Here is a 26,044-nt window from a genome sequence, read left to right as displayed (position 1 = left end):
GGCGGGCCGGCGTGGTGGATGCCATTCGCTGATCGCCGTGCTGTCACCGGCACGTCCGAGGCGGACAACGAGGACCACGTGGCCCCTATCCTTCGGTCGTCTCTTCTTCGTCGTCCTCCTGGCGCTGGACGTACGTCTGGGCCGCCGCCTCTTCCTCATCCGGAGTCTCCTCGCGCTGCACGGCGGGAGGGGGGGCCGACATGACCTGGTCGGCGGTGGCCGCGGCCTCGCGCTCGAAGCGGTCCGAAGGGTCGCTGACCCGCACGCCGCCTCCCGCCTCCGTGCCGTCAACCGGCCCGTTGCGCTGCTGGATGACGTGGGTGAGCTCGTGGGCCAGCATGTGGCGGCCGGCGGCCGACGACGGGTCGTAGTCCTGGAAGACGACGTCCGGACCGACCGTGTACGCCTGGGCGTTCACGGAGGTGGCCGAGTGCCTGGCCTGCTCGCCCGTGTGGATCCGCACGTCGGAGAAGTCCGCGCCGAACCGGCCCTCCATGTCGGCCCTGACCTCGTCGTCGAGCGCCTGACCCGCCGAGGAGATCGCGTCGTGGACGGGCGAGCGTTCCTCCTCCAGCATGCCGCTGACCGCCGCGTTGCCGGCCGTGCGCTGCAGGCCGAGCAGGCCGCGCGGATCCGCACCCCACGCCTCGGGAGCCGCCCCCTCGTCGGCTCGCGCGCGGTCGCCCGGTGGCCGGAACTCCGAGCCGAGGTCACCGGCATGCCTGTGCATAGCGCCCCCTGGGAGCAGTGTCGTCTCCCCGACGCTGACACGCTCCCCGGCCGGCGATAAGGGCCGCAGGTCCGTACGAAGGGGCGGTGGAGGCCGCCCCTTCGGGCATCGCCCCTACTGGCGCTCGATCACCTGGTCCAGGATCGCGGTGACGTCCTGCCAGTCCGGCGGCAGGACGTCGTAACGGACGGATCGCCGGCCGTTCACGAGCAACTCGTAGGTGATGTGGTCCGCGCCTCCCGGTTCGGCGGCGGGCTCGCCGAGTTCCAGCACCTCGAGCTTCTCGTTCAGCGCGGCCAGCTCGTCCGGTGTGAGGGTCGTGTCCACGTTGGTCGTCACCCGGGTGACCGTGGCGCGGCCGTCGCCGAACACCGTGATCCGATCGGCGAATCCGGCGAAGCCGCCCGAGCGGCGATACTCGACGAGCAGCTTCGACGCGGGGTCCACGGGAGGGGGCGCGGGGCTTTTCACCCGTGGCGACGGTGACGGCGAAGGCGACGGAGTGGGGGTCGGCGAGGGCGACTCCGGCGGCCGCATCGTCACGCCCGGCGCGGGGGAGACGGCCTCCTGAGACGGCGAGCCCGCCACCCCGATCGGACCGGATCCCGAGTCGGCGGAGTCGGTTGACGATCCCAGGTTGAGCGCCACGCCTCCGGCGAGGACGGCGGCCAGTGCCCCGGCCAGTACCAGTGGCAGCACACCCAGGCGCGGCCGGACGATCCGCACGCCGTCGGCGCCCACCGGGCGTCCCTCCTCGGGCGTGGCCACGACGTGGAACGGCACCCGCTGCGGCCTGCCGAACCATTTCTGACGGGCGTGCACCTGGAGCGGGACCGCGGACCTGCCCGGCTCGACCGTCGCCTCTCCCGGAAGCTCGAATCGCAGCAGCCCGTCGGTGTCGGACGCGGTGAGCCGTAACCGCTCGGGGACGTTGCCCTGGTTGTCGATCAGCAGCGTCTGCGTGGTACGGCTCCCGCCGCGTGCGGCGCCGGGTTCGAGCGTCATCGTGAGCGACCGGTAGTCGCCCAGGTGCACCGCTCCGACGACGCTCGCCTGCAGGCCTGGGGTGACCTGGGAGTCGGCCAGCACGCCGAAGTTCCACGTGCCCGCGGACGTCGCGGCCTGGCGGGAGGGCGCGAACCTCACGGTGCACACGGCAGGGCGTCCGGGATACACGGTGATGTCGGCCGGGTCGACGCTCGCCCAGGGCGCCGCCGGGCCGGAGACGCGGACCAGGAACCGCTCGACCCGGTTCCCGGTGTTGTGGACGGTGACCTGGGTCTCCGCGATCTGCCCGGGATCGACCGCGAGCGCCGCGTCCGCGAGCTCGATCCGGGCCCCCGGCCGATGCTCCGGCTCCACTCGTTCGTGCCGGGCGGTCCGCGGCTGCGATTCAGATGGCGGCGGGTGCGGAACCGGTGGCGGCGGTTCCTGGGGAGGCTGGTGGTGGGCCGCCGTCCGGTCCCACGGCAGGTACGCGCCGCAGGCGGGGTTGACGCAGAACTGGGTGCCTTCGGCGTTGACCTGGCCGCAGACCGCGCAGGTGACGTTCATTGCAGACTCTCCAACCACGATCGCACCTGGTCCTGGTTGTCGTATGCCCAGGACGCCGCCGCGAGCAGCAGGGCGATGAAGGCGCACCACAGCACCAGCCTTATCAGTCCGCCGAGACAACCGGCCGTCCGCTGCCGTGGGGCGCCCGCGGGGACGTACACGACCTGCGGACGCGGGGGTTCCGGCGGCGGCTCGGGCCGCGGTGGAGAGGGTGCGGGGGCCGGCGCCGGTTGTGGCCGCGGTGCGGCGGGGACCGCGCGGGAGCCGTTCACGACGATCGGCGTGCGGTCGCGCGGGGTCGCGGTGACGGTGAAGCGGTAGGTCCGCCCGTCGTCCTGCCCGCTCACCACGGTCACCCTGACCGGCACGGTCGTGCGCCCCGGCCCGGCGGAGACCGACGCGGGCAGGTCGAGCCGGAGCTCGCCCGAATCGTCGGCGGCGCCCAGCTTCACCACCTCGGACAGGTTGCCTCCGTTGACCAGGATGAGGGAGTGCTCGGTCGTGCCCCGGCCACGCGTGACCTGCGGCCACAACTCGGCGGTGAGCGCGGAGAACGTGCCGACCGTGAGCCAGCCGGTCGCGTCCGCGTGGAGGCCGGCGTTGACCGACGACTCGACGAGGACGCCGAAATCCCACCGGCCGGCACCGGCCGATGAGGAACGGGGCGGGGTGAAGCGCACCGCGCAGGTGGCCTTGGTGCCCGGGTAGACGGCGAGCTCGGCCGGATCCGCCTGCCCCCACACCGCGGCGGGCCCGAACAGCCGCACCTCGAACTGCTCGACGCGGGTCCCGGTGTTGTGGATCGTCACCTGGGTCTCGGCCGTCTGGCCGGGCTCGACGGTCAGGGCCGTCTCCGCGAGCTCGACGCGGACGCCCGCGCGCTGCTCGGCGACGGGCACCCGGCCCGTCTCCGGCTGCCGGGCGCGGTCCCACGGAAGGTAGGCGCCGCACGCCGGGTTCGCGCAGAACTGGGCTCCGCCGACGTTCTGGAAGCCGCACTTGGCGCATGTCGATGTCATGTCACGACCAGCCAGTCATAGGGGATCTTCACGAACGGCCGCTGGGAGTAGAACGGCTCGACCTCGGCGAAGCCGTCGCCCTGGCTCAGCACGCACACGTCGGCCAGGGCTGTGGCGTACAGGCCCGCGTCGTCGCGGTAGCTCGTGGCGTCGGGGGTGAGCAGGACAGCCGACCGTTCTCCGATCAGGTCGTCCTCCAGCCGGGGAGCGGCGGTGCCGACGTTCCCCGGTTCGGTCCTGTCGAGCCCGGCGGCCGCCTTCCGCCGCCCCGTGCCCTTCCCGTCCGGGTCGACCACGAGGTAGTCGAAGGACACCTCAGCGGCCGCGGGCAGGGCGTCGAGGGTCGACGCGATGAAACCGCCGTCCTCCTTGGCGTCGATCCGCACGGCCTGGCCGCCGTCCCGGACGGTCAGAATGATCACACTGTCCGGCGTCGCCGTCTCGACGCCGGGCACCCGCACCCGCTGCTGGCCGGTTCCGATCCGCGAGCTGCCCGCCTGGTACGGCAGGCCTCCGACGGTCCCCTGTGACCGGGTGAGCACGAGGTAGCTGAACCGCAGCCCGTCGGGCGGGGCGTCGGACATCGCCTCCACCCGGAACGACTTCTTCTCCCGCCCCGCCACGCGCAGGGCCGCGGCGGGGAAGTTGCCGCCGGTGCGCGGCCGGGAGTCGGTCACGGTGGTGCCCGACATCGTGATCGCGGTCAGGTCGGGGGTGAGGAAGATCTTCGCGTCGGAGGCGAGGCTCGTCACGGGGACGTCCGCGGCGCCGCCGGACAGCTCGCCCTTGCCGGCGTAGTACGACGGAGGAGGCGGCGGCTTTTTGGGGCTCGGCTTGGGCGTGGCCTTCGTCCCGCCTGCCCGCGCGCTCGGGCTCGCGTCCTTGCCCGTTGCCTTGGCGGGTTCGCTCTCGGAGCCGCCGGGTGCCGCCTCGCCCGCCGCTCCGGCCGGCGCCGCCGGGTCCCCGGTCGACCGCGTCAGCGCCAGCGCCCCGCCGACGAGGGCGGCGGCGACGAGCGGCGCCACGATCAGCGGCCATCGGCCGAACCTCGGCGCGACGATCCGCGTGCCCTCCACGGTCAGGGGCCGCTCGCCGGACGGGGTCACGGTGATCGTGAACGGCACCCGTTTCGGCAGGCCGAAGGTCGCGGGCGTCGCCCCGACCTGGACCGCCACCTCGGTCTTCCCCGGAGCGAGCCGCGCGCTCGCGGGAAGGGCGATGCGCAGTTCGTTCTCCGGGTCGGTGGCACTGAGCCACACGTCCTCGGGCGCGTTGCCCTGGTTGTCCAGCACCAGCACCTGCCGCGTACGGCTCCCGCCCCGGGCGGCGACGGGGGACAGGGCGGCGGTCAGCGCGTGGAACCTCGCGACGGACAGCGTGCCTGGCGCGCTCTGGCGCAGGCCTCCGCTGACCTCGGAGGCCGCCTGCACGGCGAAGTCCCAGACTCCGGCGGGACCTCCGGGGCCGCGCGGCGGCGCGAACGTCACCGTCGACGTGGCGGCGGCGCCCGGATAGACGGTGAGCTCGGCGGGGTCCGCCGTGGCCCAACGGGCGGCCGTGCCGGTGACGGCGAGCGCGAACCGCTCGACCCGCGTTCCGGTGTTGTACACGGTGACCCGTACGCGTGCCTGGCCGCCCGGCTCGACCGCGGCCTCCGCCATGTCCAGCTCCAGGCGCATTCCCGCCTGCCCGGAAGACTGGGGGATGAACGACGTCTGGGGCTGCCGCGTCTCCGGTCGCGGCCGCTCGGTGGGCTGTTCTCCAGGCTGCCGCGGCTCGCCGGGTTGCGGCCCGGCGGACCAGGAGAGATACGCGCCGCAGCCGGGGTTCGAGCAGAACTGGGCTCCGGGTGGATTGGTGGTGCCGCAACTGGCGCAGTTCATTGCCGCTCCGCGCTGACGAGGGAGAGATAGGGCCCGAACTCCCGGTCCAGGCAGAGGCGCCCGAGCTTGCGGTACTCCCGCGCGACGGCGCCGACGACGTCGGCCATGCGGACCGCTTCCCCCGACGTGGCCGCCAGGTAGGCGGCCGTGATCGCGACCGACCGGATGTGCCCGCCCGCGAGCTCGAAGGAGCGCGCGAGGAAATCGAGGTCCACGTCGGGGTCGCGGGGCAGCCGCGCCCCCAGGCACCGGTCCCACAACGTGTGCCGGAGCTCGGGCGAGGGCACAGGGAAGTCCACCACCTGGTCGAGCCGCCGGGTGAACGCCTCGTCGAGATTGGCGCGCAGGTTGGTGGCCAGGATTGCGAGGCCGTCGAAGGTCTCCATGCGCTGCAACAGGTACGCGCTCTCGATGTTGGCGTACCTGTCGTGCGCGTCCCGCACCTCCGACCGCCTGCCGAAGATGGCGTCGGCCTCGTCGAACAGCAGGACGCCGTTCACTCCGGACGCCTCGGCGAAGATCCGCTCCAGGTTCTTCTCGGTCTCGCCGATGTACTTGTCGACGACGGTCGCCAGGTTCACCGTGTAGAGGTCGAGGCCGAGGGAGGCGGCGATGACCTCGGCCGACATGGTCTTGCCCGTGCCGGAGTCGCCGGCGAACAGGGCGGTCACGCCCCGGCCGCGCCCGCCTCCCGGCCGCATCCGCCATTCGCCGAGCACCGTGTCCCGGTGGCGCGCACGCGCGGCGAGCTCGCGCAACTGGGCCGCCACGTCCGCGGGCAGGACGAGGTCGTCCCAGCCCACGGCCGGCTCGATCCTGCGGGCCAGCCGTTCGAGCCCGCCGGCGTTCTGGGCGCGGGCGCCGAGCCGCAGGTGGTCGGCGCGCAGCGGGCTCTCCTCCGCGAGCGCGACGAGGGTGGCGGCCGCCGCGGCCCGGGTGATCTGCTGAGGGCCGAGCGTGAAATGGGCGGTCGCCGCGTCCGGGTCGACGCCCGGCGCGAGCAGCCCGTCGAGTGCGTCGCGCCACAACCGCGCCCGCACCGTGGCGGGCACGGCCTCCACGTCCGCGGGCAGCGGGGGAGTGTCGCTCCAGTGCGGATCGAAAGGGGCCGTGCCGTACAGGATGACGACGACGCACGCGCCCGGCGGCGCGGGAAGCGGCCCGCAGATCGGGCCCAGGACGATTCCGCGCCCGGTGAGCAGCGCCTCCCGGTAGAGCGAGCGGGCGAGGTCGGGGGTGAGGAGCGCGGCGTCCGCGCAGAGCGCCCCGGCGCCCGCGGCGGACAACGCGGCCACGGCGAGCGCACGCCCGCCCCCTCCGGACCGCTCACGCAGGTAGATGAGACGCACTCCGTTCCGTACGGCTCGCGCCAGCCGTTCGGCTCCGGGGAGCGTCACCGCCGCGGGGCCCGTGACATCCGGCGTCGTATCGGTGGCGGGGCTGAGCACCGGCGCCAGCGCGGTGTCGGGACGGTCGTCGCCGAGCAGGTGCGCGACCACCCGGTCCGGCACCCGCAGCGTCCGGGAGAGCAGCGGCCGCTCGGGCTCCTCCACGACCAGCAGCCCGAGGCCGGCCAGCACGTCCAGGCGGGCCCGCGCGTGCGCGGCCGCCTCCGGCATGCCGCAGAGCCGCAGGGCGAGCCCGGCCGTGGCCCGCCGCCGGGTGACGTCGTCGTTGAGATAGCCGTAGAGCTGCTCGTACCGGCTGTCCACGTCGGGCAGCATCGCGGCGAGCAGCAGTTCGACGTCGAGGTGACTGAGGGCGGCCGCCGCGGCGAGGTCGCGGAGCCGGGACCGGCCGCCCGCCTCCTCGGTCCGGTCCGCGGCGGCCTCCACGTCGGCGAGCCCCGGATCGCCGTCCCCGATGGGCAGCCGCCTGGAACGCAGAACCTCGTCGACGACCCGGTCGGAGAGGTAGAGGCCGCGGAAGGGGTCGTCCGGGAGTGGATCGCGGGCGCGGAACGCCGCGACGGCTCCGCGGACCCGCCGCTCGAAGAGACCAAGCCGCCCGAACAGGTGCGTCACGCTGGGATCGGTCACTGTCGCCGCTTCCGTTTCGTCGTCTCGGACGGCGTCGCCGCGTCCTCGGGTGTTCCACGGGGAGGCTGAACGAGGCGCTCCTCCGGCCTGTGGTCCGCGGGTTCGCGGCCCTTCGGCGGACGGCCCTTCGTGTGGCGGGACATCGCGATGCGGGTCTGCCTGTTCACGACGCGGGTGACCAGGTTCTCCGTGACCAGTGGGGCGGCGGGCTCGGGCGGCGCGGCCGGGACGGGCACGCTGACCACCACGTCCAGCGAGGGCTTCAGCTCACCGCCCAGCGCCGTCCAGACGTCGGCGAAGGCGCGGTCCTCCGGAGGCGGCGACGCCACGGTCATCGGGACGGGGAGTCCCAGCTCGGCCAGGGAGCCGGTGAGCCGCGACGGCGGGATCATCTCGTTCGCGAGCAGGACGACGAGCATCGACGAGAGCAGCCGGTGCTCGTCCTCGGGCCGCTGTGTCCACGCGGTGACGAGGTAGGACAACTTCATGTGGCGAGGCGGCCGGTGCCGCGCCGCGATCCGGCCGCCGGCGTCGTATTCCGGGATCCGGCCCAGCTCACGTCTGCGCAGGTCCTCACGGATGTCGTAGAGATACATGTTGACGGTGGGGGTGTTGCGCCGGGCCGCCCACTCCTTCGTCGGAGCCTCGAGCAGGACCTCGATCCCGCTGCCGGCCAGCGCGTTCTCGCGGATCAGGCTCCGCAGAGCCTCGTCGATTTCGTGGATCACAGGAGGCCGTTCCGGAGGGCGTAGGCCACCGCGTGCGAGCGGTTGCGCAGGTTGAGCCGCGTCGTGACGTCGTGCATGACGCTTTTGACGGTGCGCTGGGAGTAGCAGAGCCGGGCCGCGATTTCGGCGGTGTCGTAACCGTCCGCGACCAGGCGCAGCACCTGCACCTCCCGGTCGGCGAGGCCGGTGAACGACAGCCCGCGCGGGCCGAGCACGTCGCGCTGGAGGCTGCCCACCTGGGAGAGCAGCCGGCCCAGCAGGTCGGGCGGGAGCGAGCCCTCTCCCTTGGCCGCGGCCTCGATGATGGACAGGAGCCGGTCGGGTGTGGCCTCCGCCCGGCGGACCAGCCCGGCCACCCCGATCTCCATGACCGCGATCAGCCCGGCGTCGTCGACGTGCCGGGAGATCACGAGGATACGCAGGTCCGGGCGGCAACGCAGGGCCTTCAACGACCGCAGCAACTCCTCGTCGACCGTGTCGCCGACGACGAGGGCGACCCGTGCCTCGTCCTGGCCCACCAGCCGGACCTCCGGGCGCTGGCGCAGTTGACTGGTCACCCCGGCTCGGAGGATGGGGTCGTGAGCCTGGACGTACACCGCGATGCGATTCACGCGGTCAGTATGCGAAGCAGGTCCTAACGTGCGGTCAACGTGCACCTAACGCCGCCTCTTCGGGCGTGCAGCCGTGCACCCCAAGAGGCGGCGTCCTCGTCACCGGTGGGAGAGCACCCAGGCGGCGAAGGCCTCGACCCCGTCGACGACCCTTTCGAAGCGCGGGGAGTGGAACAGGTCGAACGCGTGCTGCGCGCCGGGCAACTCCGCGTAGACGACCGGAGAGGACGAGGTGCTCCGCAGCTTCCCGGCGAAGAGCCGCGCGCCTTCGACGGGCGCGATCGAGTCCCGGTCGCCGTGGGCGATGAAGAACGGCGGCGCGTCCTGCCTGATGTAGTCCACAGGGGAGGATTCCGGGCCCTGGTCGTAGTAGTTCCCGTACCAGCCGTTCAGGGAGACGACGGCGGTGACCGAGGTGTCCGCGTCCTCGAATCCCGGCTGGAAGGCGGGGTCGTTGGGGGTGAGAGCGGCGATCGAGGCGAGGTGGCCTCCGGCGGAGCTGCCCGACACGAAGATCGCCGACGGGTCGGCGCCGTATTCGTGTGCGTGCTCCCGCGCCCAGGCGATCACCTTCTTGAGGTCGACCAGGTGGTCGGGGAAGTGCGCCGACGGCCTGAGGCGGTAGTTCGCGCTGATGCACACCCACCCTCGGCGCGCGAGCCGGTGGATGAGGGGAAGCGACTGGCTGTTCTTCCTGCCGCTGTAGAACCCGCCCCCGTGCAGATGGATCAGCACGGGACCACCAGAGGGGTGGGAACGGTGACGGTAGACGTCGAGGAGATTGCGCCGGCCCGCGTCGCCGTAGCTGATGTTCGCCTGCCGCTCGACGTCGCGGGGGCGGAACGCGACCGGCAGGAAGAGGATGCGGAGAAGCGGGAGCCGGCGGTGCCGATCGACGTCGGCGGCGCGCCACCCGCTGCCGAGGCCCTCGGTCAGGGCGTGGTCGACGGCCGTGCCCGCCCGTAGCCCCAGCCGGACGACGACCGCCAGCCCACCGGCCACGACGACGGCCGGCCACGCGCCCAGTGCGTCGATGGAGCCCTGGCCGAGTGCCAGCGCCGTCGAGGCCAGGATCCAGTAGAGGACGACGAAGGGCAGCTCGTTGATCACGATGCCGATTCGGAAGCTCAGGTAGGCGAGCGACCACGGCCTGTTGACCGGTCGCAGGGCGACCACCAGACAGATCGCGGTGAGAGCGATGGCGATCAGGTAACCGATGGGGGGAGTCATGTGGACAGCGTCGCCGCCACGGCACGGCGACGCATCGGGCGTGCGGTCATCCCGAGTTCGACCGAGGTGACGCCCGCCTACGACTTTGGTCGGGGGCGGGCGACGCGGTCCCTCGTCGTGGCCGGTCGTGAAGGGCCCGCCATGCCCCACACCAGCGAGGGCGCTCGCGTATGCCTGCGTGCAGAGGCAGCACGGTCAATGCTCAGGGTCGAGTCGGCCGAAGGACACCAGGGTGCGCATGCTCTGTAGGGTGACGATGCCTCGCCATTCGAGAAGTGACGCCTGGCTGGGGGGCTCCCACGCGATCGGCCATCCGCCGTCGGCTTGTTGGTCGCGCTCCATACGGTCGAGATGCGCCTGAATGACATCGTCGGCGAACAGGCCGCGCCACAGGCTGTCGGCAAAAGGCGCGACGCTGAGCGGCGACAGCCCGTAGCTGGTGTCGTCCGGGTCCAACCGGAACCAGGATGCGTCGAGGAGGCTTTCGCGCACCTTGGCCGCCACCGAACTGGCGCGTTCGCGCTCCGGGGTGTGCTCCAAGAAGACCAGGACCTCGTTCAAGGCATGAGCGTCAGTGGGCAGGTCCGCCTTGTCGAGTTGTTCCCAGCAATACCCCGCTGCCGCGGGGATCCAGGGGTGGTTCACGCGTAGTCGGTAGAGCAGGCCGACGATCCCTGCGGTCGGGTTGAGACCCGGCTGATAGGTCCACTCCGTCCAATGCGCTGCCCTCGGGTACGCCTCGATCACCGGGAAGGCGAGCGGAACGGCTGCACCGCAGCCCATGTCGGCGGCGACCTTGGCGAGATACTCGCACGCACCGCGGACCAGGGGCGGATCGACGGTCTGAGCCGCGGCCATCGTCTGAAGGGCGACCTCGACGTCGATGGGCAAGCTGGCAGGACAGCGCTTGTCGGGCTCAAGTCCATGGCCGAACCCGCCGTCGTCGTTGGCGTAACCTCTCAGGACGTCGACGACCCCGTTGCCGGGAGCGCCCTCGAAGCAGGTGGCGAACAGGCGCTGCTCCAGGAGCCTGCCCTGGCGCAAAAGGAACTCCCGTCCAGCGGCGAATCGCTCATTCATGACGGCGATGGTATGGGTGGGTCAGGTGGCCGTCTTGAACAAATCGGACGTGAGCCGCACCCGGCTGCGCCCCACCTAGTGCCGTGGCTCTCCGGCCATACACTCGGGCACTGTGGCGATCGACACGTCGGGCGAGCTGTGGCGCGGTGAGGGCTTCGAGGATCTCGCAGAGTTCATCCGCGAATGCCAACCGGGTGGCTATGCCGTTGAGCGTGTGCGTGAGGCAGTGTGCGCGGGATGTACTGGAAAGTCCTTCCACGTTCTGGCCGATGACGTTGAAGGATGCGTGCAACGGGTCTGCGTCGTGTGTGGGGACGCTTTTTACATCGCTGACAGCGCTGAGTACGAGGATGACGCCGACCTCGGTGAGTGCGCCTGCCCATGCGGAGGAGAGGAGTTCGGTGTAGCGGTCGGGTTCGCGTTCCGCGGCGACGGTGAGGTGCGCTGGGTCAGCGTCGGCCTGCGGTGCCTGAAAGACGGGGGCCTGGGCGTATACGCGGACTGGAAGATCGACTACGGCCCCACTGCTCACCTGTTGGAGATGGCCTGATCTTGCCGGCGGTGAGCATGCAAGCTTGATGGAGACTTGTCACCGAGAGCTCGTCCTGACTCTGACGTGGTCATCGCATGAAAGGAACCTCGTAGGCAGGTGGCCGACCGTTCATCAAATTGGTCAGGTCGTCATCGGTGAGGCTGGGTTCGAAGGCGTTGCCTGCGTGCTGTGGGTCCCAGCCACGCTCGTGAGCTGCACGTATGGCCGCTGCCACAAGCGCTGGACGTACGGCCATCGTTCGTTCCCCGAGCCATGCATCCGGCCGAGAGCAAGGAAGTGACACGAGGAGAACACGACCCGGCGGATCGACCAGCTCAACCGCGAAGGTCAGCGGGCCCCAGCTGTTTCCCTGGCAGTACGTCGGCTTGTGACGGACCCTCCAGCGGTAGGCGATGTCGTCGACAGTGATGAGGCGTGAGCCCTTCTTGGGAATGGCCATGACTGGGCTTCCTGTTCTCCCTGTTCCACCGGGCACCGAATCCACCGGCAAGCGGTGCGAAACGAGCGAGAGCGTAACCCCGCTCTGCCGGATGATCGACTCGTTTTCGCCGGTGTCCTGATCGGGCCGTCGTGTAGTGAGCTGTTCGGCTAAGGCCTGGCCGGGACGATGACAGACTTCAGGTCTCGATGTAGCCGCGGCCCCACTTCGTCGGGCCTCACCACCGGGCGGATCGGCTGACGGGCGGGTATCAGGGGTGGTAGCCGCGGCCGCCGGGCTGGGTCTCCCGCCATTCGTCGTAGAAGCCGTACCCGAGCGCGAAGACGGGCAGGAACGAGACGGCGACGATCGCGATGACGCCCAGGAGCGCGAGGACCCATGCCCGGCGACGGGTCGCGGCCCGGCGAGAGTGCGACCACAACACGGCCGCCGCCGGGTACCCGATGAGTGGGGGGAGGCCCATCGCCATCAGTCCGGACCAGGCCCCGTCATCGCCCTGAGAAATCTGTCCCACGAAGACCACGATGACGAACACCGCCCAGGGCAGCGTGATCAGCCCCACGGGCACCGCCACGCAGGCCAGCAGTGCCGCAGGCAGACGAAGACCGAAGGATCGGCGTGCCCCCGTTTCGAGATCCGCGCTCATCGTGCCTGCACGGACGCGCACGCCCCGCACCGGGACCTCGTGGACGACGGCGCAGCCATGCCCAGCCCGGCCTCGAGATCCGTCCGGCAGGCCCGCGTCAACCGTCCAAGATTCATACCGGTGAGACTACGGCCCGCGTCGGGCGTCCCGGGCGCGGCCGCATCTGGAATTCCCGCAGCGCGCAGCGGGCCGGGCGTCCCCTGGTGAAGCCGCCCGACCATCGACGCCGACAGGCGCATTTCGCGATGGACGGCGTGGTCGAGAGGTTTCCGCACGCGAGCCGTGACGATCGGAGCGGCAAATGAACATGGAGAAGGTGGACGTCACCGGTCTCGAAGACGACGGTGTGGCATGGACGTCGCTCGCCACCCTGTACCTGTCACGTTCTGGGGGCCAGGTGGTCCTGTGCTGATCAGGCGACCGGCTCCGCGAGGGGGAACGGCTCGGCCGAACGCCAGGGGCGCAGCCACAGTTCGTCCTCACGCCGGATCGGCTCCCCGCAGTGGTCACAGATGTCGCTGGGCGCGGTGGCGTGGTCGCAGGCCCGGTGGATCACCTGCATCGGAGCGGACGGCTCGCCCGGCTTCGTGTGCTCCTGCCCCCAGGCCGCCAGAGCGTGCAGCACGGGAAGCACGTCGGCCCCGGCGGCGGTGAGGCGGTACTCGTGACGGGGCCGCCCGCCGTCGCGGTACGGCACGCGAGCGAGCAGGCCCGCGTCGACCATCCGGGCGAGCCTGTTGGAAAGGATGTTGTCGGCGATGCCCAGTTCGGAGCGGAACGCGTCGAACCGGGTCGTCCCCAGGTTGGCATTGCGCAGTATCAGTAACGTCCACCGTTCGCCCAGCAGGCCCACCGCTCGCCCGATCGGGCAGGGGGCGGACACCTGTTCACGGGTTGTCACGTCGGCCTCCATGAGAGTGCCAAGCTATCTTGCCCCGGCTCGAGTCTAAGGCGTAGGGTCGGCGGTATCGAGGGCTTGCATATTGCAAGTTATGAGGTGAGACGGTTAGTCGTCACGTGCAAGATCCTCGCGGACCGCCCTGCCGCGGCAGCGCCGATGGAACGGAGGCGGGCCCCGAAAGGAGGCGGTCATGGCCGTGCTCGCCGATTACCAGCGCGAAATCTACTTCCGCGGGCTCGACGGCGTGCTGCCCGCCCTGCCCACCGACCTCGACGCCCTGGAGCGGACGGCGGAGAGGCGGCTCGAGCCCCGGGCGTTCGCCTACGTCGCCGGGGCCGCGGGCACGGAATCCACCGCTCGCGCCAATCGTGCGGCCTTCGAGCGGCGCCGCATCATCCCGAGGATGCTGAGCGGCGTCTCGGAACCCGACACGTCGCTGGAGTTGTTCGGTGAGCGGATGGCCGCACCGGTTCTGCTCGCACCGGTGGGCGTTCTGACGATCATGCACCCCGACGGCGAGCTCGCCGTCGCCCGCGCGGCGACCGGCCTCGGGACGACCATGGTGCTGAGCACGGCCGCCGCGCACTCGATGGAGCAGGTGGCGGAGGCGAGCGCGGGCGGTCCCCGGTGGTACCAGTTGTACTGGCCGAAGGATCGCGACCTGGCCGAGAGCTTCCTCGACCGGGCGCGGGCGGCCGGATACCGCGCCCTGGTCGTCACGTTAGACAATCACACGCTCGCATGGCGTCCGCGCGACCTGGACCAGGCCTATCTCCCCTTCCTGCGCGGCGTCGGGATCGCCAACTACGTCACCGACCCAGTCTTCCAGAAGGCGGTCGGCTCTCCGATCGGTGACCACAACCTGCGCGAGGCCGCCCTCGCCTGGACGGAGATCTTCGGCGACGCCTCGCTGAGCTGGAAGGACCTTCCGTTCCTGCGGGACCACTGGAACGGGCCGATCATCCTGAAGGGCATCCTGCACGCCGACGACGCCCGGCGCGCCGCCGACGCCGGAATGGACGGCGTCGTCGTCTCCAACCACGGCGGACGGCAGGCCGACGGCGCGATCGCCTCGCTGGATGCCCTTCCCACGGTCGCGGCGGCCGTCGGGGATCGGGTCGGCGTCCTGTTCGACAGCGGGGTCCGCACCGGGTCCGATGTGATCAAGGCGCTGGCTCTGGGAGCCCGGGCCGTCCTGCTCGGCCGTCCCTACGTCTACGGGCTCGGGCTCGCCGGTGAGGCGGGAGTCCGGCACGTGATCCGCAGCCTGCTGGCCGACCTGGAGATCACGATGATGGTGTGCGGTATCCCGGCGATCGGCGAGATCACCTCGGAGACGCTCACCTCGTGATCCGTCACGCCGCCTCGGCGGCCTCGCCCAGCTGCATGAGGACGGGATAGCGGTGCTGTTCGGCGAGGAAGTGGCCGGCGCCGACAATGAGCACGATCGGCCATTCGACGATCTCCATGACGCCGAGCAGGCCCAGAACCGCGTAGAACACGAGCCGGTCGGGCGGCGGGACGGTCACGGCCCCGACCAGCGGCAGGGTGACCCGTTGCGGCTCGTCGAGCCGCTGGCGGACCGTGGCGACGACGTGCGATCGGTTGGCCATGGCGTCCTCCTGAGGCGTGTAGAGCACGAGTCGAACGGCGGCGGTGAATCACGTCGTATGCCCGCGATGCCCGGCCCGGCGTCTCCGGTAACGCCAGTTGACGAGCACTTTGCCGCGATGACGGTGATCGCCGTCTCGACGTCACCGTGGGCCACGTGCGCAGGTTCCTCGGCGAAGGATGGCGGTGAGAGGGTCCCGCCGCCCGGTGGACCTGCGGGCGGCATCGCCCTCCCTGGAGAAAGGGCGATGCCGCGGCCCGCGCGACCCGGAATACCCGCGCGAACCGGAACAGGGTCAGCTCTCCGGCATCAGGACGGTGTCGATGATGTAGACGGTGGCGTTCCTGGTCGGGACGTCGCCGCAGACGACGTTGGCGCCGCCCGCCGTGAACGTCTCGCCCGAGCCCGTCGTGGTCACCTTGGCGCCCTCCAGCGTGGTGAACGAGCCGTTCTCCAGGTCGGCCGGGGTCTTGCGGCCGGGCACCACGTGGTAGGTGAGGATGTTCGTGAGCGTCTTCTTGTCGGCCAGCACCTTGTCCAGCGTGTTCTTGGGGATCTTGGCGAAGGCGTCGTTGGTCGGCGCGAAGACGGTGATGTCCTCGGCGGAGTTGAGCGTGTCGACCAGCCCGGCCTTCTTCACCGCTGTGACCAGCGTGGACAGGACGGGGTTGTTGGACGCGGCCGTCGCCACCGGGTCGTCGGCCATCCCGCTGAAGCTGCCCTCGCCCGAGGTCGGCACGGCCGAGCAGGCCGTGCCGAACGGCATGGCCGCGGCCGGAGCCTGGGACACGGGCGCCTGGGTGGCCGGGGCGGCGGGGGACGCCGGGGTCGTCTCCGCGTCGCCGCCGCACGCGGCGGACAGGCACAGGGCGCCGGCGAGGACGGGCAGGGCGAGCAGGGTCTTCCTCATGCTGATCTTCCTTCTGATCGGTCGGACAGATGGCGGGAATGGTCATAAGACGGTCACGAGGACCGAGTGCCGTCCGGTCGCGCCCTCGGGGAACGGCGGCGTCCGCTGCGACGGCTGGACCTGGCCGGTCGCGTCGATGGCGCGGACTTCCAGGTGGTGGTCGCCGGGAGTGGCCGACCAGTCCAGGTGCCACTGCCGCCAGGTGTCGGGGGTCGGCGACGGAGCGAGCCGGGCCCGCGTCCACGGCCCCTCGTCGACGCGCACCTCGACCGCGGCCACGCCGCGGTGCTGGGCCCAGGCGGTCCCGGCGACGGTCGTACGGCCGGCCGGGATGCGGGCGAACGGCTTGGGCACCTCGATGCGGGAGGCGGTCTTGATCGGGGCGCTCTCGGCCCAGCCGCGGCGGGTCCAGTAGGCCTGCTCGTCGGCGAAGCGCGTGAGCTTGATCTCGGTCACCCATTTGGTCGCCGAGACGTAGCCGTACAGGCCTGGGACGATCATGCGGGCGGGGAAGCCGTGCGCGGCGGGGAGCACCTCGCCGTTCATGCCGACGGCGAGCAGCGCGTCGCGGCCGTCCAGGACGGCCTCCACGGGAGTGCCGCAGGTCCACCCGTCGGCGGAGCGCGAGAGGATCTGATCGGCTTCGGACCGTACGCCAGCCTCTCGGAGCAACCGGGCCAGATCGATGCCGAGCCACCGCGCATGCCCGGTGTACGGGCCGCCGACCTCGTTCGACACGCAGGTGAGCGTGATGTCCCGCTCGACCAGTGGCCGCGAGAGTACCTGGTCGAAGGTCAGCTCCACGGGCCGGTCGACGAGCCCGTGGACGCGCAACCGCCAGTCCCGGTACGGCACGCGCGGGACGACCAGGGCGGTGTCGACCCGGTAGAAGCTCCTGTTCGGCGTCGTGAAGGAGCTCAGTCCGGGCAGACGCAGGTCGCTGCCCGAAGGCAACGGCGGCGCGGGGTCAGAGGGAAGGGGCAGGGCGAGACCCCCACCGCCGGCGGCGGCGTCGCGTGCACCGTTCACCATGCGCCCGGTCGCGGCGCTGATTGCTGCGAAGCCCAGCACCGCGACTCCCGTCCGCAGCAGTGCCCTTCTGTCGGTACGCGGCGCCTCTGCCGGCGCCGGGAGGCCAGGGCGCGGTGGGCGCGGTCGGCGCGCCCGGCGCAGCACGTGAAGGGCGAAAGCGCCGGTGACGGCCGCCACCAGGGACGGCAGCGCGTCGGCGGGCACCGCGCCGGGGCGCGACAGCGCCGCCACGGTGGCGAGTGCGCCGAGCGTCATCAGCCCCCCGGCCGCGAGGCGGGGCCGGCGGGTCGACAGGAGACCGGCGGCGATCGCGCACGCGGCCACCGCGGCCACCAGGCCGAGCAGCAGGACGGTCTTGTCATCGGCCCCGAACGTCCGGATCGCGAAATCCTTGAGCCATTCGGGGGTGAGGTCGATGAACGCCGAACCCACAGCGAGAAGGGGGCTCGCCTGCGGCCGGAGCGGCGCGGCGGCCAGTTCCGCCGCGCCGAGGGCCGCCGCCGCCGACAGCAGGCCGGAGACGGCCGCCGCGATCGGGGAGTGAACCCGTTTCTCAGCTGTCACATGAGGGCTTCGGAGCCCTCACGCATTCGGATTGGTCTGTCGCGGAGCGGAGTCAGGCGCTCAGGCCTGGGGCAGGTCGAGCAGGAGGAGCGGCTGGGTGGTGGGCTGCTCCGAGCCTCCCGCGGGCTCGACGGTCACTCCCACCGTGGTGGCTCCGTCCACCGTCGCGGACACCACGGGAGAGATGTGGCCGGTGCCGTCCGGGCGGAGGAGGCCCGCCGAGCGGGCTCCCTCCGGGCCGATCTGCCAGAGCTGGTAGGTGCGGCTGTCCGGCAGAGAGGCCAGCCCCGAGGCGACGAACACCATCTTGCCCTGGGACCGGGACACCACCACGGTGCCGCCCGCGGCTCCCGACGGAGCCGTGGCCGACCGCACGTCCGGCGCCGCGAGCACGGCGGTCACCTCGCGGTCGGTCGCGCGCAGCTCGTCGAGCCCGGCCTGGGTCCTGACCGCGACGACCCCCAGCAGGACCGCGGCCGCGACCGCCGTCGCGGTGAGCGCGGCCGCGAGCCGGGGCCGCCAGCGGAGCCACCCGGCCAGGGGGCTTCGCCGCTCCGCCGAGGAGCGGGACTCCCGGATACTCGGCGACGGCGCGACCAGTGGGGGCAGCTGACGGACCTGACCGATCTCCGCCATGATCCGATCACGCAGCGCGGGCGGGGGCTCGACGGCCGCGGCCAGCCCGAGCCGCGTGGCCGTCTCGGCGAGTCCGCGCACCTCCTGCGCGCACTCGGCGCACCCCGACAGGTGTTCCTCGAACAGACGCAGCTCGCCGTCGTCGTCGATGGCGTGCAGGGCGTAGGCCCCGGCCAGCGCGTGCACGTCGGATCCTCTGACGCTCACCGCTCCACCCCCAGGCAGTCGCGCAGGCGGATCAGCCCGTCTCGCATCCGTGTCTTCACCGTCGCCAGCGGAACCTTCAACAGCTCGGAGACCTCCCGGTAGGAGTATCCACCGTAATAGGCGAAAGTAACCGATTCACGCTGAAGATCCGTCAATCCTCCCAGGCAGCGCCGGAGCCGTTCCTGCTCCAAGCGGGCGGCCACCGACTCGGCCACCTCGTCGAACGGCCGGTGCACGTCCATCCGCGCCACGCGGGTCTCCCGGTCGGCCCCCGCCTGAGCCGAACGGACGCGATCGATGGCGCGGCGATGGGCGATGGTCATCACCCACGCCATCGCCGAGCCCCGCTCCGGGTCGTAACGGGCCGCGGCGCGCCACACCTCCACCAGGGCCTCCTGCGTGACCTCCTCGCTCTGCGCCCGGTCACGGACGACGCGCAGCACCATGCCGAAGACGGGTCCCGCGACCAGCGCGTACACCTGCTCGAAGGCGTCCCGGTCACCCCGCGCCACCCAGCGCAGGAGGTCTTCCAGCTCAGGCGGGGCGGCATGCGGCCGACCCTCCGGCGGCGCCTCATCCTCCGGCCTCATGCGAACTCCCTCGCGGCGTCGAGTGACCCGATCAAATCACCGGACAGAACCTGCCGACCAGACTTCGGAGCCGAACGGCCGTCGGATTGGTCCCATTAGTGCGGCGCATGAACGACGGCCGGATGCACGACGCCGCCCTTCCCGAACGGGAGAGGGCGGCGTCGCGGCCGCGGTCCGCAGGCAGGGGAGGTGCCTGGGGCGGTCGAGGGGGACGCACCTGTCCCCGGCGACCGGCGTGGCGGCTCAGTGGTGGTCGTGACCGTGTCCGCCGTGGTCGTGGCCGTGGTCGTCCTTGCGACCCCAGGGCCCGGTGATGGCGAAGACGTAACCGGGCGACTGGATGTTGGCGAACAGGATCTGTCCGTCGTGGCTGAACGTGGGGCCGGTGAACTCGCTGTCGTTGAGCTCGTTGCGAGCCAGCGCGTACGGCTTGCCGCCCTCGGTGACGCCGACCAGGTGGGACAGGCCCTCGCCGTCCTCGGCCAGGATGACGCCGCCGTACGGCGAGACGGTGATGTTGTCCGGCCCGTCGTAGTTGGTGTCCGCCTCCGGGTCCGGGTTCACACCGAAGATCGTCTTGAGCGTGATCGTCTCGGAGTCGGGGTCGTAGAACCAGACCTGGCCGTCGTGCTCGTTGCGGCTGCCGTCGTCATGGCGGGCGTAGCTGGCGACGAAGTAGGCGCCGCCGTCGCCCCACCAGGCGCCTTCGAGCTTGCGGCTGCGGGTGATCTGGTCATCGGTGAACTGCTTGCGCACCGAGACGGTCTTGGCGTCGCGGTCGGGGACGTCGACCCAGGTGACCTTGTAGCGCGTGCCCGGGGTGGTGGCCTCCGACAGGTCGCCGATGTGCTTGCCGCCCTTGGAGCACTTCATGGCCTGCAGCTTGCCCGCGGTGTCGCCGCCCTTGCCGAGCGCGAGCTCTCGCAGTTCGCCCTTGCGGCCGTGGAAGTGCTTGGGGGGCAGCCAGCGGAAGTACAGCCCGTTCGGGCTACCGGCGTCCTCGGTGAGGTAGATCGCGGAGGTGTGGGGGTCGACCGCGACCGCCTCGTGGGCGTACCGGCCGAGGAACTTCAGCGGGACCGGGTTCTGGTTGGCCTTGCGGTCGAACGGGTCGACCTCGAAGACGTACCCGTGGTCCTTCTGGAAGACGCCGCCGGCGCGCTGCTCGGTCTCCTCGCAGGTGAGCCAGGTGCCCCACGGCGTGATGCCGCCCGCGCAGTTGTTGTGGGTGCCGGCCACGCTGACGTACTCGCGGACCCGGTTCCCGTGCTTGTCGACCTCGATGTTGGTGGTGCCGCCCTGGGCGCCCGGGTCGTAGGTCAGTCCCGCGAGAGGCGGCACGCCGTACGGCTCGCCCCCGCCGATCTCGTGGTTGTTCACCAGGACGAAGCCCTTGGGCCCGCGGAAGCAGCCGGTGCCGTCGGCGTCGCTGGGCGTGGGGTGGCCCGTCTCGAGGAGGGTCTTGCCCGCCTCGGCGACGATCTTGTAGGAGAAGCCCCGGGGGAGCGAGAGAAGGCCCTTCGGGTCCAGGACGACGGGCCCGTAGCCGACGGTCCTGCCCGCGCCCGCCTGGGCGGCCTGCGCCGCCGTGGGGCCGGCGATCGCCTCGATGCTGCCGACGATGGCGATGCCCAGACCGCCGACCGCGCCGGAACGGAGAAGGTTTCGACGGGAAATGGGAGAGTTCACAAGTGCACCTTTCTGGACATAAAAGTTCAGATAGTGGATGCAGATAATGAAACCCAATTCCGTCTGACTTAACGGTTACTTCCGTATTTAGTACGCGAAGGTGAACGGGCGGCCAACGATCGGCCACGTCGGGGTTCCGGCCGGGGCCGGATTCCCGGCGCGTGAGGATGCGGTTCCCGGAACGCCGTCTTTCTGAACTGCGGAAAGTTCCCCGACATGGCACACAGCGGCGCCTATTTCAGGACATGGATGGTTCGCGGGGGAAACGGAGTCCGGTGCCGGGCTAGTGTGGCGGATTCGCTCTGCCGTCGAACTCCGCGCGCGCCTCATCGATCGCCGAGATGTTCTGAAGACTCCATCGGATCAGAGACTGCTCGGCGACGAGGTCGCCCCGCTTGTGCGGGCCGAACACAACGGCCGGGATGACTGGCCGATGAGCCGCCTGTCGCGGGGGAACCTCCCGACTTTCTGCAGGCGAGGCCCTTCTCGCTGGCGCGCGCGGACGGGCCCGACCGCTCCGCCGGTGTCCTCGCCCGGCCGATGTCCTCGGCCGGGCGAGTGTCCCTCGGCCGGGGTGTCCTGCGTCAGTCGGCGTCGCGGGCCTCGTCGGCCGCGAGGTTGGCGAGGGCCTCGTCGAGATCCTCGTCCAGGGGGTCGTCGAGTTCGGCGTCCCGGTCCGTGTCCTCGTCGGTGAGATGCACGGCCGCCTCCTCGGCGCTCGCCGCACCGGCGTCGACGCCGACGTCACGGCCCAGGAGCGCGCCGGAACGATCGCCGTCCTCTCCGATCAGCCGTCCGCTGCGCGCCTCCGCCTCGTCCCAGCGCCCGGCGAGCATGGCCGGGTCGGGTTCGGGCTCCTCCTCAGCCAGCAGCTGGTCGAGCGACTCGCCCTCCTCGGCCTCGGCGGCCGTCGTGCCGTAGCGCTGGCCGGCCGACCAGCGCTCGGCGGCGGTCAGGCCGGTGTCGAGTGGGTCGTCGTCGAGGTCGTCGGTCAGCAAGGAGTCCGAGGGCTCGAGGACGCCGTCGTCCTCCAGAATGTCCTCCTGGAAATCCTCGTCGAAGTCGTCGTCTCGGTCGGCCATCGGGAAGCCCCCTCCGCGGTGATGATCGGTGTGACCCTGGGTCGGTGGCGGCCGATCATGTCAAAGTCGCCTGCGCGCCGCCAGACGTCGTCCGCGCCGGCGCGCTTTCCTATCGTCTCGCAAGATAGTGCCGCCCCCGTCTGGGCCGACCGGCAGGTGCCGCTCTGCGGGCACTGCCCACCCCGCAGGCGCCACCCTGCAGGCGCCGTCCTGCCTGTCGGCGCCGCCCCGCCGTGCGGGAGAGGGAGAGGGCGCCGCCATGGCCGCGGCGTCCGGCCGGCCCGTTCCGATCACGGGTGGCGGAGTGTCTTCGCCGAGCTGTGGGGGAACCGGGGCTGGCCCGTGCCGTGCCGTACCGCCTCTGGGAGCTCGGGCGATCATAGGATTGCGCCGCAGGTCAGGGCAGGTTCTACGGAGGAGGGGCGGGCCCGATGATGGCGAAGCCGCGGATCCTGGTGACCGGAGCGGGCGGCGGTGCCGGAGGTGGCGGCGTCGGCCGCATGGTCGTCGAGACGCTCTGCCGACAGGGCGTCCCGGTGCGCGCGATGGTGCACCACGACGACGAGCGCGCCGGCCATCTGCGCTCCATCGGCGCGGACGTGGTGGTGGGCGACCTCACACGGCCCGACCACGTCGCCGAGGCGCTCGACGGCATCACCCGGATGTTCTTCAGCCTGAGCGTGTCCTCCTCCTACCTGGAGGCGACGGCGACCGTCGCCACCGTGGCCCGCGCGCGGGGCGGCCTCGAGGCGCTGGTGAACATCTCCCAGATGACGGTGTCCCAGATGACCGCGGTGAGCACCGAGGAGTCCAGCCAGCAGCGGTTGCACTGGCTCTCCGAGCAGGTGCTGGAGTGGTCCGGGCTCCCCGTCGTGTACGTCCGGCCCACGGCGTTCCTGGACAACGTGCTGTTCACGAGCCTGGTCGCGCGGCCGGTCGCGCAGAGCGGGACGCTTCCGCTGCCCTTCGGCGAGGGCCGCACGTCTCCGGTCGCCGCCGCCGACGTCGCCCGCGTGGTCCTGGCCGTCCTGGACGATCCTGACCGTTACATCGGCCAGGTGCTCGAGCTGACCGGGCCGCGGTCGCAGGACATGAACGGCATCGCCGCCGAGTACTCCCGCGCGCTCGGCAAACCCGTCACCTATGTGGACGTGCCCCCCGACGTCTGGGCGCAGCGGCTGGCGGCCCATCCGGAGTTGCCGCCCCACGTGACTCAGCACCTCATCACGATGGCCCGGCTGCATCGCGAGAACCGGTACGACCGGTCGACCGGGACCGTGGAGGAGGTCACGGGGACGCCCGCCCAGTCCGTGGAGCGGTTCGTCGTGGAACACGCCCATCTGTTCGTCGGGCCGGAAGGCCCGCGGAATGCACACTGAGCCACTCGACGGGCCGATACGCCGGCACGTGCGGGTGGAGGGCGTCGTCCAGGGCGTCGGCTTCCGGCCCTTCGTGTACGGCCTGGCCACCCGGCTCGGCCTGGCCGGACGAGTGGGGAACGACGCGGGCGGCGTGTTCGTGGAGGTCGAGGGGACACCGGCCGGGATCGCCGCGTTCCTGGCCGCCCTCGAACGCGACGCCCCTCCGCTCGCCGAGATCGAACGGGTCACCGTCAGGTCCGGCGAGCCCGACGGCGGCGGTGAGTTCACGATCGTGGGCAGCGACGGTTCGGGGCCGCGGCAGGCCCTCGTCTCCCCTGACTCCGCGACCTGCGGCGACTGCCTGACCGAGCTCGCCGATCCCGCCGACCGCCGGTTCGGCTATCCGTTCATCAACTGCACCAACTGCGGGCCGCGGTTCACGATCGTGCGCGACGTGCCGTACGACCGCCCGAACACGACGATGGCGGCCTTCCCGATGTGCGCTGCCTGCGCGGCGGAGTACGCGGACCCGGGCGACCGCCGGTTCCACGCGCAGCCGATCTCCTGCTGGGACTGCGGTCCCCGGCTCCGGCTGGTCGACGCGCACGGGGCCGAACTCCCGGGTGATCCCCTGCGGGCCGCCGCCGCGCTGCTGCGAGGGAGCGGGGTCGTGGCGATCAAGGGCCTCGGCGGCTACCACCTGGCGGTCAGAGCCGACGACGAGGCGGCCGCCTCGACGTTGCGGGCCCGCAAGCACCGCGAGGACAAGCCGTTCGCCGTCATGGTCCCCGACGTGGAGACGGCGGCGGCGCTCTGCGAGCTCGACGAGGGCGCCGTGGCGTCGCTCACCGGCCGAGCCCGGCCCATCGTGCTTCTCCCGCGACGGGGTGCCGCGACCGGACGGCTGCCGGGGGCGCCTGCCGTGGCCCACTCGGTGGCTCCGGGCGACCGCCGGCTCGGCCTCATGCTGCCGTACACGCCCCTCCACCACCTGCTGCTCGCGGAGCTGGGCACCACCATCGTGCTGACCAGCGGGAACGTGTCCGACGAGCCGATCGCCTACGACGACGCCGACGCGCTTGAGCGGCTCGCGGGCATCGCGGACGCCTTCCTCGTCCACGACCGGCCCATCCACATCCGCACCGACGACTCCGTCGTGCGTCCGTTCCTCGGCCGGGAGGCGGTGCTGCGCCGCTCCCGGGGCCACGTGCCCGACCCCGTACGGCTCAGCCGGCCGGCCAGGAGGCCGATCCTCGCGTGCGGCGCCGAGCTCAAGAACACGTTCTGCCTCGTCAAGGGAAGGCACGCGTTCGTCTCTCACCACGTCGGGGATCTGGAGAACTACGAGACGATGCGGTCCTTCGTCACCGGCATCGACCACTTCACCAGGCTCTTCGACGTCCGCCCCGAACTCGTGGCGCACGACCTGCATCCCGAATATCTGTCGACCAAGCACGCGCTGGAGATGACCGGCGTCGACTCGGTCGGCGTGCAGCACCACCACGCGCACATCGCGTCCTGCCTCGCCGACAACGGGGAGGAGGGACCGGTGCTCGGCGTGGCCTTCGACGGTCTGGGCTACGGCGCCGACGGCACCATCTGGGGCGGCGAGTTCCTCCTAGCCGACCTGGTCTCCTTCCGGCGGCTCGGCCACCTCGCACCGGTGCCGATGCCGGGCGGAACCGCGGCGATCCGGCAGCCGTGGCGGATGGCGGCCGCCTATCTCGACGCGGCGTACGGCGGTGGGCCGCCTGAGGGGCTGGACGTGGTCCGCCGAAATGAGGCGGCGTGGGCGGACGTCCTCCGGCTCGGCAGGGCCGGGGTGAACTCCCCGACGACCTCCAGCGCGGGGAGGCTGTTCGACGCGGTGTCCGCCGTGCTCGGCCTGCGCGACACGATCAACTACGAGGGGCAGGCGGCGGTCGAACTGGAGCAGCACGCCGACCCCGCCGAACACGGCGCCTACCGCGCGGGAGTCTCGGCCGGGCGTCCGGTCGTGGTGGCCGGCGCTGATCTGGTCAGGGCGGCGGCGGATGACCTTCTCGCGGGTGTGGCGCCCGCCGTCGTCGCCGCCCGGTTCCACAACGGGACGGCCGACGTCGTCGTGCGCGTCTGCGAGATGCTGCGCGACGAGTCCGGCGTCTCGGCCGTGGCGCTCTCCGGCGGGGTCTTCCAGAATCTGCTCCTGCTCGGCCGGGTCGCCAAAGGGCTGAACGCGAGCGGCTTCCGGGTGCTCACACACGTCCGGGTGCCGCCGAACGACGGCGGGATCAGCGTCGGCCAGGCGGCCGTCGCCGCGGCACGGGACCACCTGCCGGAGACCGCGCGCGAGTGACGGCGGGCCGGTCGGACGGCGCGGATCCTTTGCGTCGCGTGTCCGCCGCCCTACGGTGCGTGTATGGCGGTACCAGGACGACATCATCGGATCGGCCCCGGCTGCGGCACGCTGATCCTGAAGACCTCGAGGCAGGGCTTCGCCGGGCGGATGGGGCACGACCTCACCATCGAGGTGGTGCGATGGGCGGGCGAGGTCTACTTCGAGGAGGACGACCTCCCCGCGAGCTCGGTGACCGTCACGGCCGAGATGGGATCTCTGCGGGTCCTGGAGGGCGAGGGAGGCGCCGTTCCCCTCACGGACGGGGACAAGCGGGAGATCGCGCAGACCGCCGGGAAGCTGCTGGACGCCGAGCGGTACCCGGAGGCGAGGTTCGTCTCCAGCGCGATCACCGTCACGGGCCCCGATGAGGGCGTCGTCGAGGGCACCCTGTCCGTGCGCGGCGTGGAACGCCCGTTCCGGCTTCAGGTCACCCGGACGGAAGACGGTCGTCACCGGGCGACGGGCACGGTCGTGCAGTCGGAGTACGGCGTCAAGCCGTACAGCGCGTTCTTCGGCGCGCTGCGGCTGGCCGATCCGGTCGGCGTGGAGGTCGAAGTCGACCTGGAGTGAG

Annotated in this window: 24 protein-coding genes; 5 read left to right on the top strand and 19 right to left on the bottom strand. The window is 71.6% G+C overall.

Features of this window, described 5'->3' with window-relative positions:
- Positions 1-85: 85 nt before the first annotated feature.
- The 9 genes from Pph01_RS06195 to Pph01_RS06155 form a co-directional block, all read right to left on the bottom strand.
- The gene (locus Pph01_RS06195; RefSeq protein ID WP_204071984.1) at positions 86-730 is read right to left on the bottom strand and encodes an eCIS core domain-containing protein; all 645 of its coding nucleotides are present in this window, start codon (positions 728-730) and stop codon (positions 86-88) included.
- Positions 731-844: 114 nt separating this feature from the next.
- Positions 845-2,284, bottom strand: a complete 1,440-nt coding sequence (locus Pph01_RS06190) for a hypothetical protein (protein ID WP_204071983.1) — start codon at positions 2,282-2,284, stop codon at positions 845-847.
- Positions 2,281-3,303 carry a zinc ribbon domain-containing protein gene (locus Pph01_RS06185; protein ID WP_204071982.1) on the bottom strand — a complete coding sequence of 341 codons (1,023 nt, stop codon included), beginning with the start codon at positions 3,301-3,303 and terminating at the stop codon, positions 2,281-2,283. The genes Pph01_RS06190 and Pph01_RS06185 overlap by 4 nt, the downstream gene beginning before the upstream one ends.
- Positions 3,300-5,186 carry a zinc ribbon domain-containing protein gene (locus Pph01_RS06180; RefSeq protein ID WP_204071981.1) on the bottom strand — a complete coding sequence of 629 codons (1,887 nt, stop codon included), beginning with the start codon at positions 5,184-5,186 and terminating at the stop codon, positions 3,300-3,302. Before Pph01_RS06180 ends, Pph01_RS06185 begins: the two co-directional genes overlap by 4 nt.
- Positions 5,183-7,225 carry an ATP-binding protein gene (locus tag Pph01_RS06175; protein ID WP_204071980.1) on the bottom strand — a complete coding sequence of 681 codons (2,043 nt, stop codon included), beginning with the start codon at positions 7,223-7,225 and terminating at the stop codon, positions 5,183-5,185. Before Pph01_RS06175 ends, Pph01_RS06180 begins: the two co-directional genes overlap by 4 nt.
- The gene (locus Pph01_RS06170) at positions 7,222-7,953 is read right to left on the bottom strand and encodes a Pvc16 family protein (protein ID WP_204071979.1); all 732 of its coding nucleotides are present in this window, start codon (positions 7,951-7,953) and stop codon (positions 7,222-7,224) included. The genes Pph01_RS06175 and Pph01_RS06170 overlap by 4 nt, the downstream gene beginning before the upstream one ends.
- Positions 7,950-8,564, bottom strand: coding sequence for a helix-turn-helix transcriptional regulator (locus Pph01_RS06165; RefSeq protein ID WP_204071978.1), 615 nt, complete (start codon positions 8,562-8,564; stop codon positions 7,950-7,952). Before Pph01_RS06165 ends, Pph01_RS06170 begins: the two co-directional genes overlap by 4 nt.
- Positions 8,565-8,663: 99 nt before the next feature.
- Entirely contained in the window at positions 8,664-9,794 is a 1,131-nt protein-coding gene (locus Pph01_RS06160) for an alpha/beta hydrolase (RefSeq protein WP_204071977.1), read from the bottom strand.
- A gap of 195 nt (positions 9,795-9,989) precedes the next feature.
- Positions 9,990-10,874 (bottom strand): hypothetical protein, encoded by an 885-nt coding sequence (locus tag Pph01_RS06155; protein ID WP_204071976.1) that lies wholly within the window; start codon positions 10,872-10,874, stop codon positions 9,990-9,992.
- Positions 10,875-10,986: 112 nt separating this feature from the next.
- Here Pph01_RS06155 and Pph01_RS06150 point away from each other — a divergent pair, with 112 nt between their 5' ends.
- Positions 10,987-11,424, top strand: coding sequence for a hypothetical protein (locus Pph01_RS06150; protein WP_204071975.1), 438 nt, complete (start codon positions 10,987-10,989; stop codon positions 11,422-11,424).
- A 70-nt stretch (positions 11,425-11,494) separates the two neighbouring features.
- On the opposite strand, the gene Pph01_RS06145 is transcribed toward Pph01_RS06150, so the two are convergent.
- The 3 genes from Pph01_RS06145 to Pph01_RS06135 form a co-directional block, all read right to left on the bottom strand.
- On the bottom strand, positions 11,495-11,866 hold the full coding sequence (locus Pph01_RS06145) for a hypothetical protein (protein WP_204071974.1): 372 nt from the start codon (positions 11,864-11,866) through the stop codon (positions 11,495-11,497).
- A 250-nt stretch (positions 11,867-12,116) separates the two neighbouring features.
- Positions 12,117-12,533 carry a hypothetical protein gene (locus tag Pph01_RS06140; RefSeq protein ID WP_204071973.1) on the bottom strand — a complete coding sequence of 139 codons (417 nt, stop codon included), beginning with the start codon at positions 12,531-12,533 and terminating at the stop codon, positions 12,117-12,119.
- 391 nt (positions 12,534-12,924) lie between these two features.
- The gene (locus Pph01_RS06135; RefSeq protein ID WP_204071972.1) at positions 12,925-13,413 is read right to left on the bottom strand and encodes a winged helix-turn-helix transcriptional regulator; all 489 of its coding nucleotides are present in this window, start codon (positions 13,411-13,413) and stop codon (positions 12,925-12,927) included.
- Between the two features lie 190 nt (positions 13,414-13,603).
- On the opposite strand from Pph01_RS06135, the gene Pph01_RS06130 reads away from it, so the two are divergent.
- Complete coding sequence (locus Pph01_RS06130; RefSeq protein ID WP_204071971.1) at positions 13,604-14,764, top strand: lactate 2-monooxygenase; 1,161 nt, start codon at positions 13,604-13,606, stop codon at positions 14,762-14,764.
- A gap of 4 nt (positions 14,765-14,768) precedes the next feature.
- On the opposite strand, the gene Pph01_RS06125 is transcribed toward Pph01_RS06130, so the two are convergent.
- From Pph01_RS06125 to Pph01_RS06095, 7 genes are all read right to left on the bottom strand, one after another.
- Positions 14,769-15,026 (bottom strand): hypothetical protein, encoded by a 258-nt coding sequence (locus tag Pph01_RS06125; protein WP_204071970.1) that lies wholly within the window; start codon positions 15,024-15,026, stop codon positions 14,769-14,771.
- 294 nt (positions 15,027-15,320) lie between these two features.
- Positions 15,321-15,935 (bottom strand): fasciclin domain-containing protein, encoded by a 615-nt coding sequence (locus tag Pph01_RS06120; RefSeq protein ID WP_204071969.1) that lies wholly within the window; start codon positions 15,933-15,935, stop codon positions 15,321-15,323.
- A 42-nt stretch (positions 15,936-15,977) separates the two neighbouring features.
- Positions 15,978-17,531, bottom strand: coding sequence for a molybdopterin-dependent oxidoreductase (locus Pph01_RS06115; protein WP_204071968.1), 1,554 nt, complete (start codon positions 17,529-17,531; stop codon positions 15,978-15,980).
- A gap of 60 nt (positions 17,532-17,591) precedes the next feature.
- The gene (locus tag Pph01_RS06110; RefSeq protein WP_204071967.1) at positions 17,592-18,374 is read right to left on the bottom strand and encodes an anti-sigma factor; all 783 of its coding nucleotides are present in this window, start codon (positions 18,372-18,374) and stop codon (positions 17,592-17,594) included.
- Positions 18,371-18,964, bottom strand: a complete 594-nt coding sequence (locus Pph01_RS06105; protein ID WP_204071966.1) for a sigma-70 family RNA polymerase sigma factor — start codon at positions 18,962-18,964, stop codon at positions 18,371-18,373. The genes Pph01_RS06110 and Pph01_RS06105 overlap by 4 nt, the downstream gene beginning before the upstream one ends.
- A gap of 243 nt (positions 18,965-19,207) precedes the next feature.
- A complete protein-coding gene (locus Pph01_RS06100) occupies positions 19,208-20,653 on the bottom strand; it encodes an alkaline phosphatase PhoX (protein ID WP_239116470.1) in 1,446 nt (481 codons plus the stop codon).
- A gap of 584 nt (positions 20,654-21,237) precedes the next feature.
- A complete protein-coding gene (locus Pph01_RS06095) occupies positions 21,238-21,735 on the bottom strand; it encodes a DUF5709 domain-containing protein (RefSeq protein ID WP_204071965.1) in 498 nt (165 codons plus the stop codon).
- A 431-nt stretch (positions 21,736-22,166) separates the two neighbouring features.
- Here Pph01_RS06095 and Pph01_RS06090 point away from each other — a divergent pair, with 431 nt between their 5' ends.
- From Pph01_RS06090 to Pph01_RS06080, 3 genes are all read left to right on the top strand, one after another.
- Positions 22,167-23,114, top strand: a complete 948-nt coding sequence (locus Pph01_RS06090; protein WP_204071964.1) for an NmrA family NAD(P)-binding protein — start codon at positions 22,167-22,169, stop codon at positions 23,112-23,114.
- A complete protein-coding gene (hypF, locus tag Pph01_RS06085) occupies positions 23,104-25,431 on the top strand; it encodes a carbamoyltransferase HypF (protein WP_204071963.1) in 2,328 nt (775 codons plus the stop codon). The genes Pph01_RS06090 and hypF overlap by 11 nt, the downstream gene beginning before the upstream one ends.
- Positions 25,432-25,494: 63 nt before the next feature.
- Complete coding sequence (locus tag Pph01_RS06080) at positions 25,495-26,043, top strand: YceI family protein (RefSeq protein WP_204071962.1); 549 nt, start codon at positions 25,495-25,497, stop codon at positions 26,041-26,043.
- Position 26,044 lies beyond the last annotated feature (1 nt).

This window comes from Planotetraspora phitsanulokensis (assembly GCF_016863295.1).
In the GTDB taxonomy this organism is placed as follows: domain Bacteria; phylum Actinomycetota; class Actinomycetes; order Streptosporangiales; family Streptosporangiaceae; genus Planotetraspora; species Planotetraspora phitsanulokensis.
The sequence above is the reverse complement of the archived record's forward strand: the minus strand, read 5'-3'. Positions and strand labels throughout refer to the sequence as shown.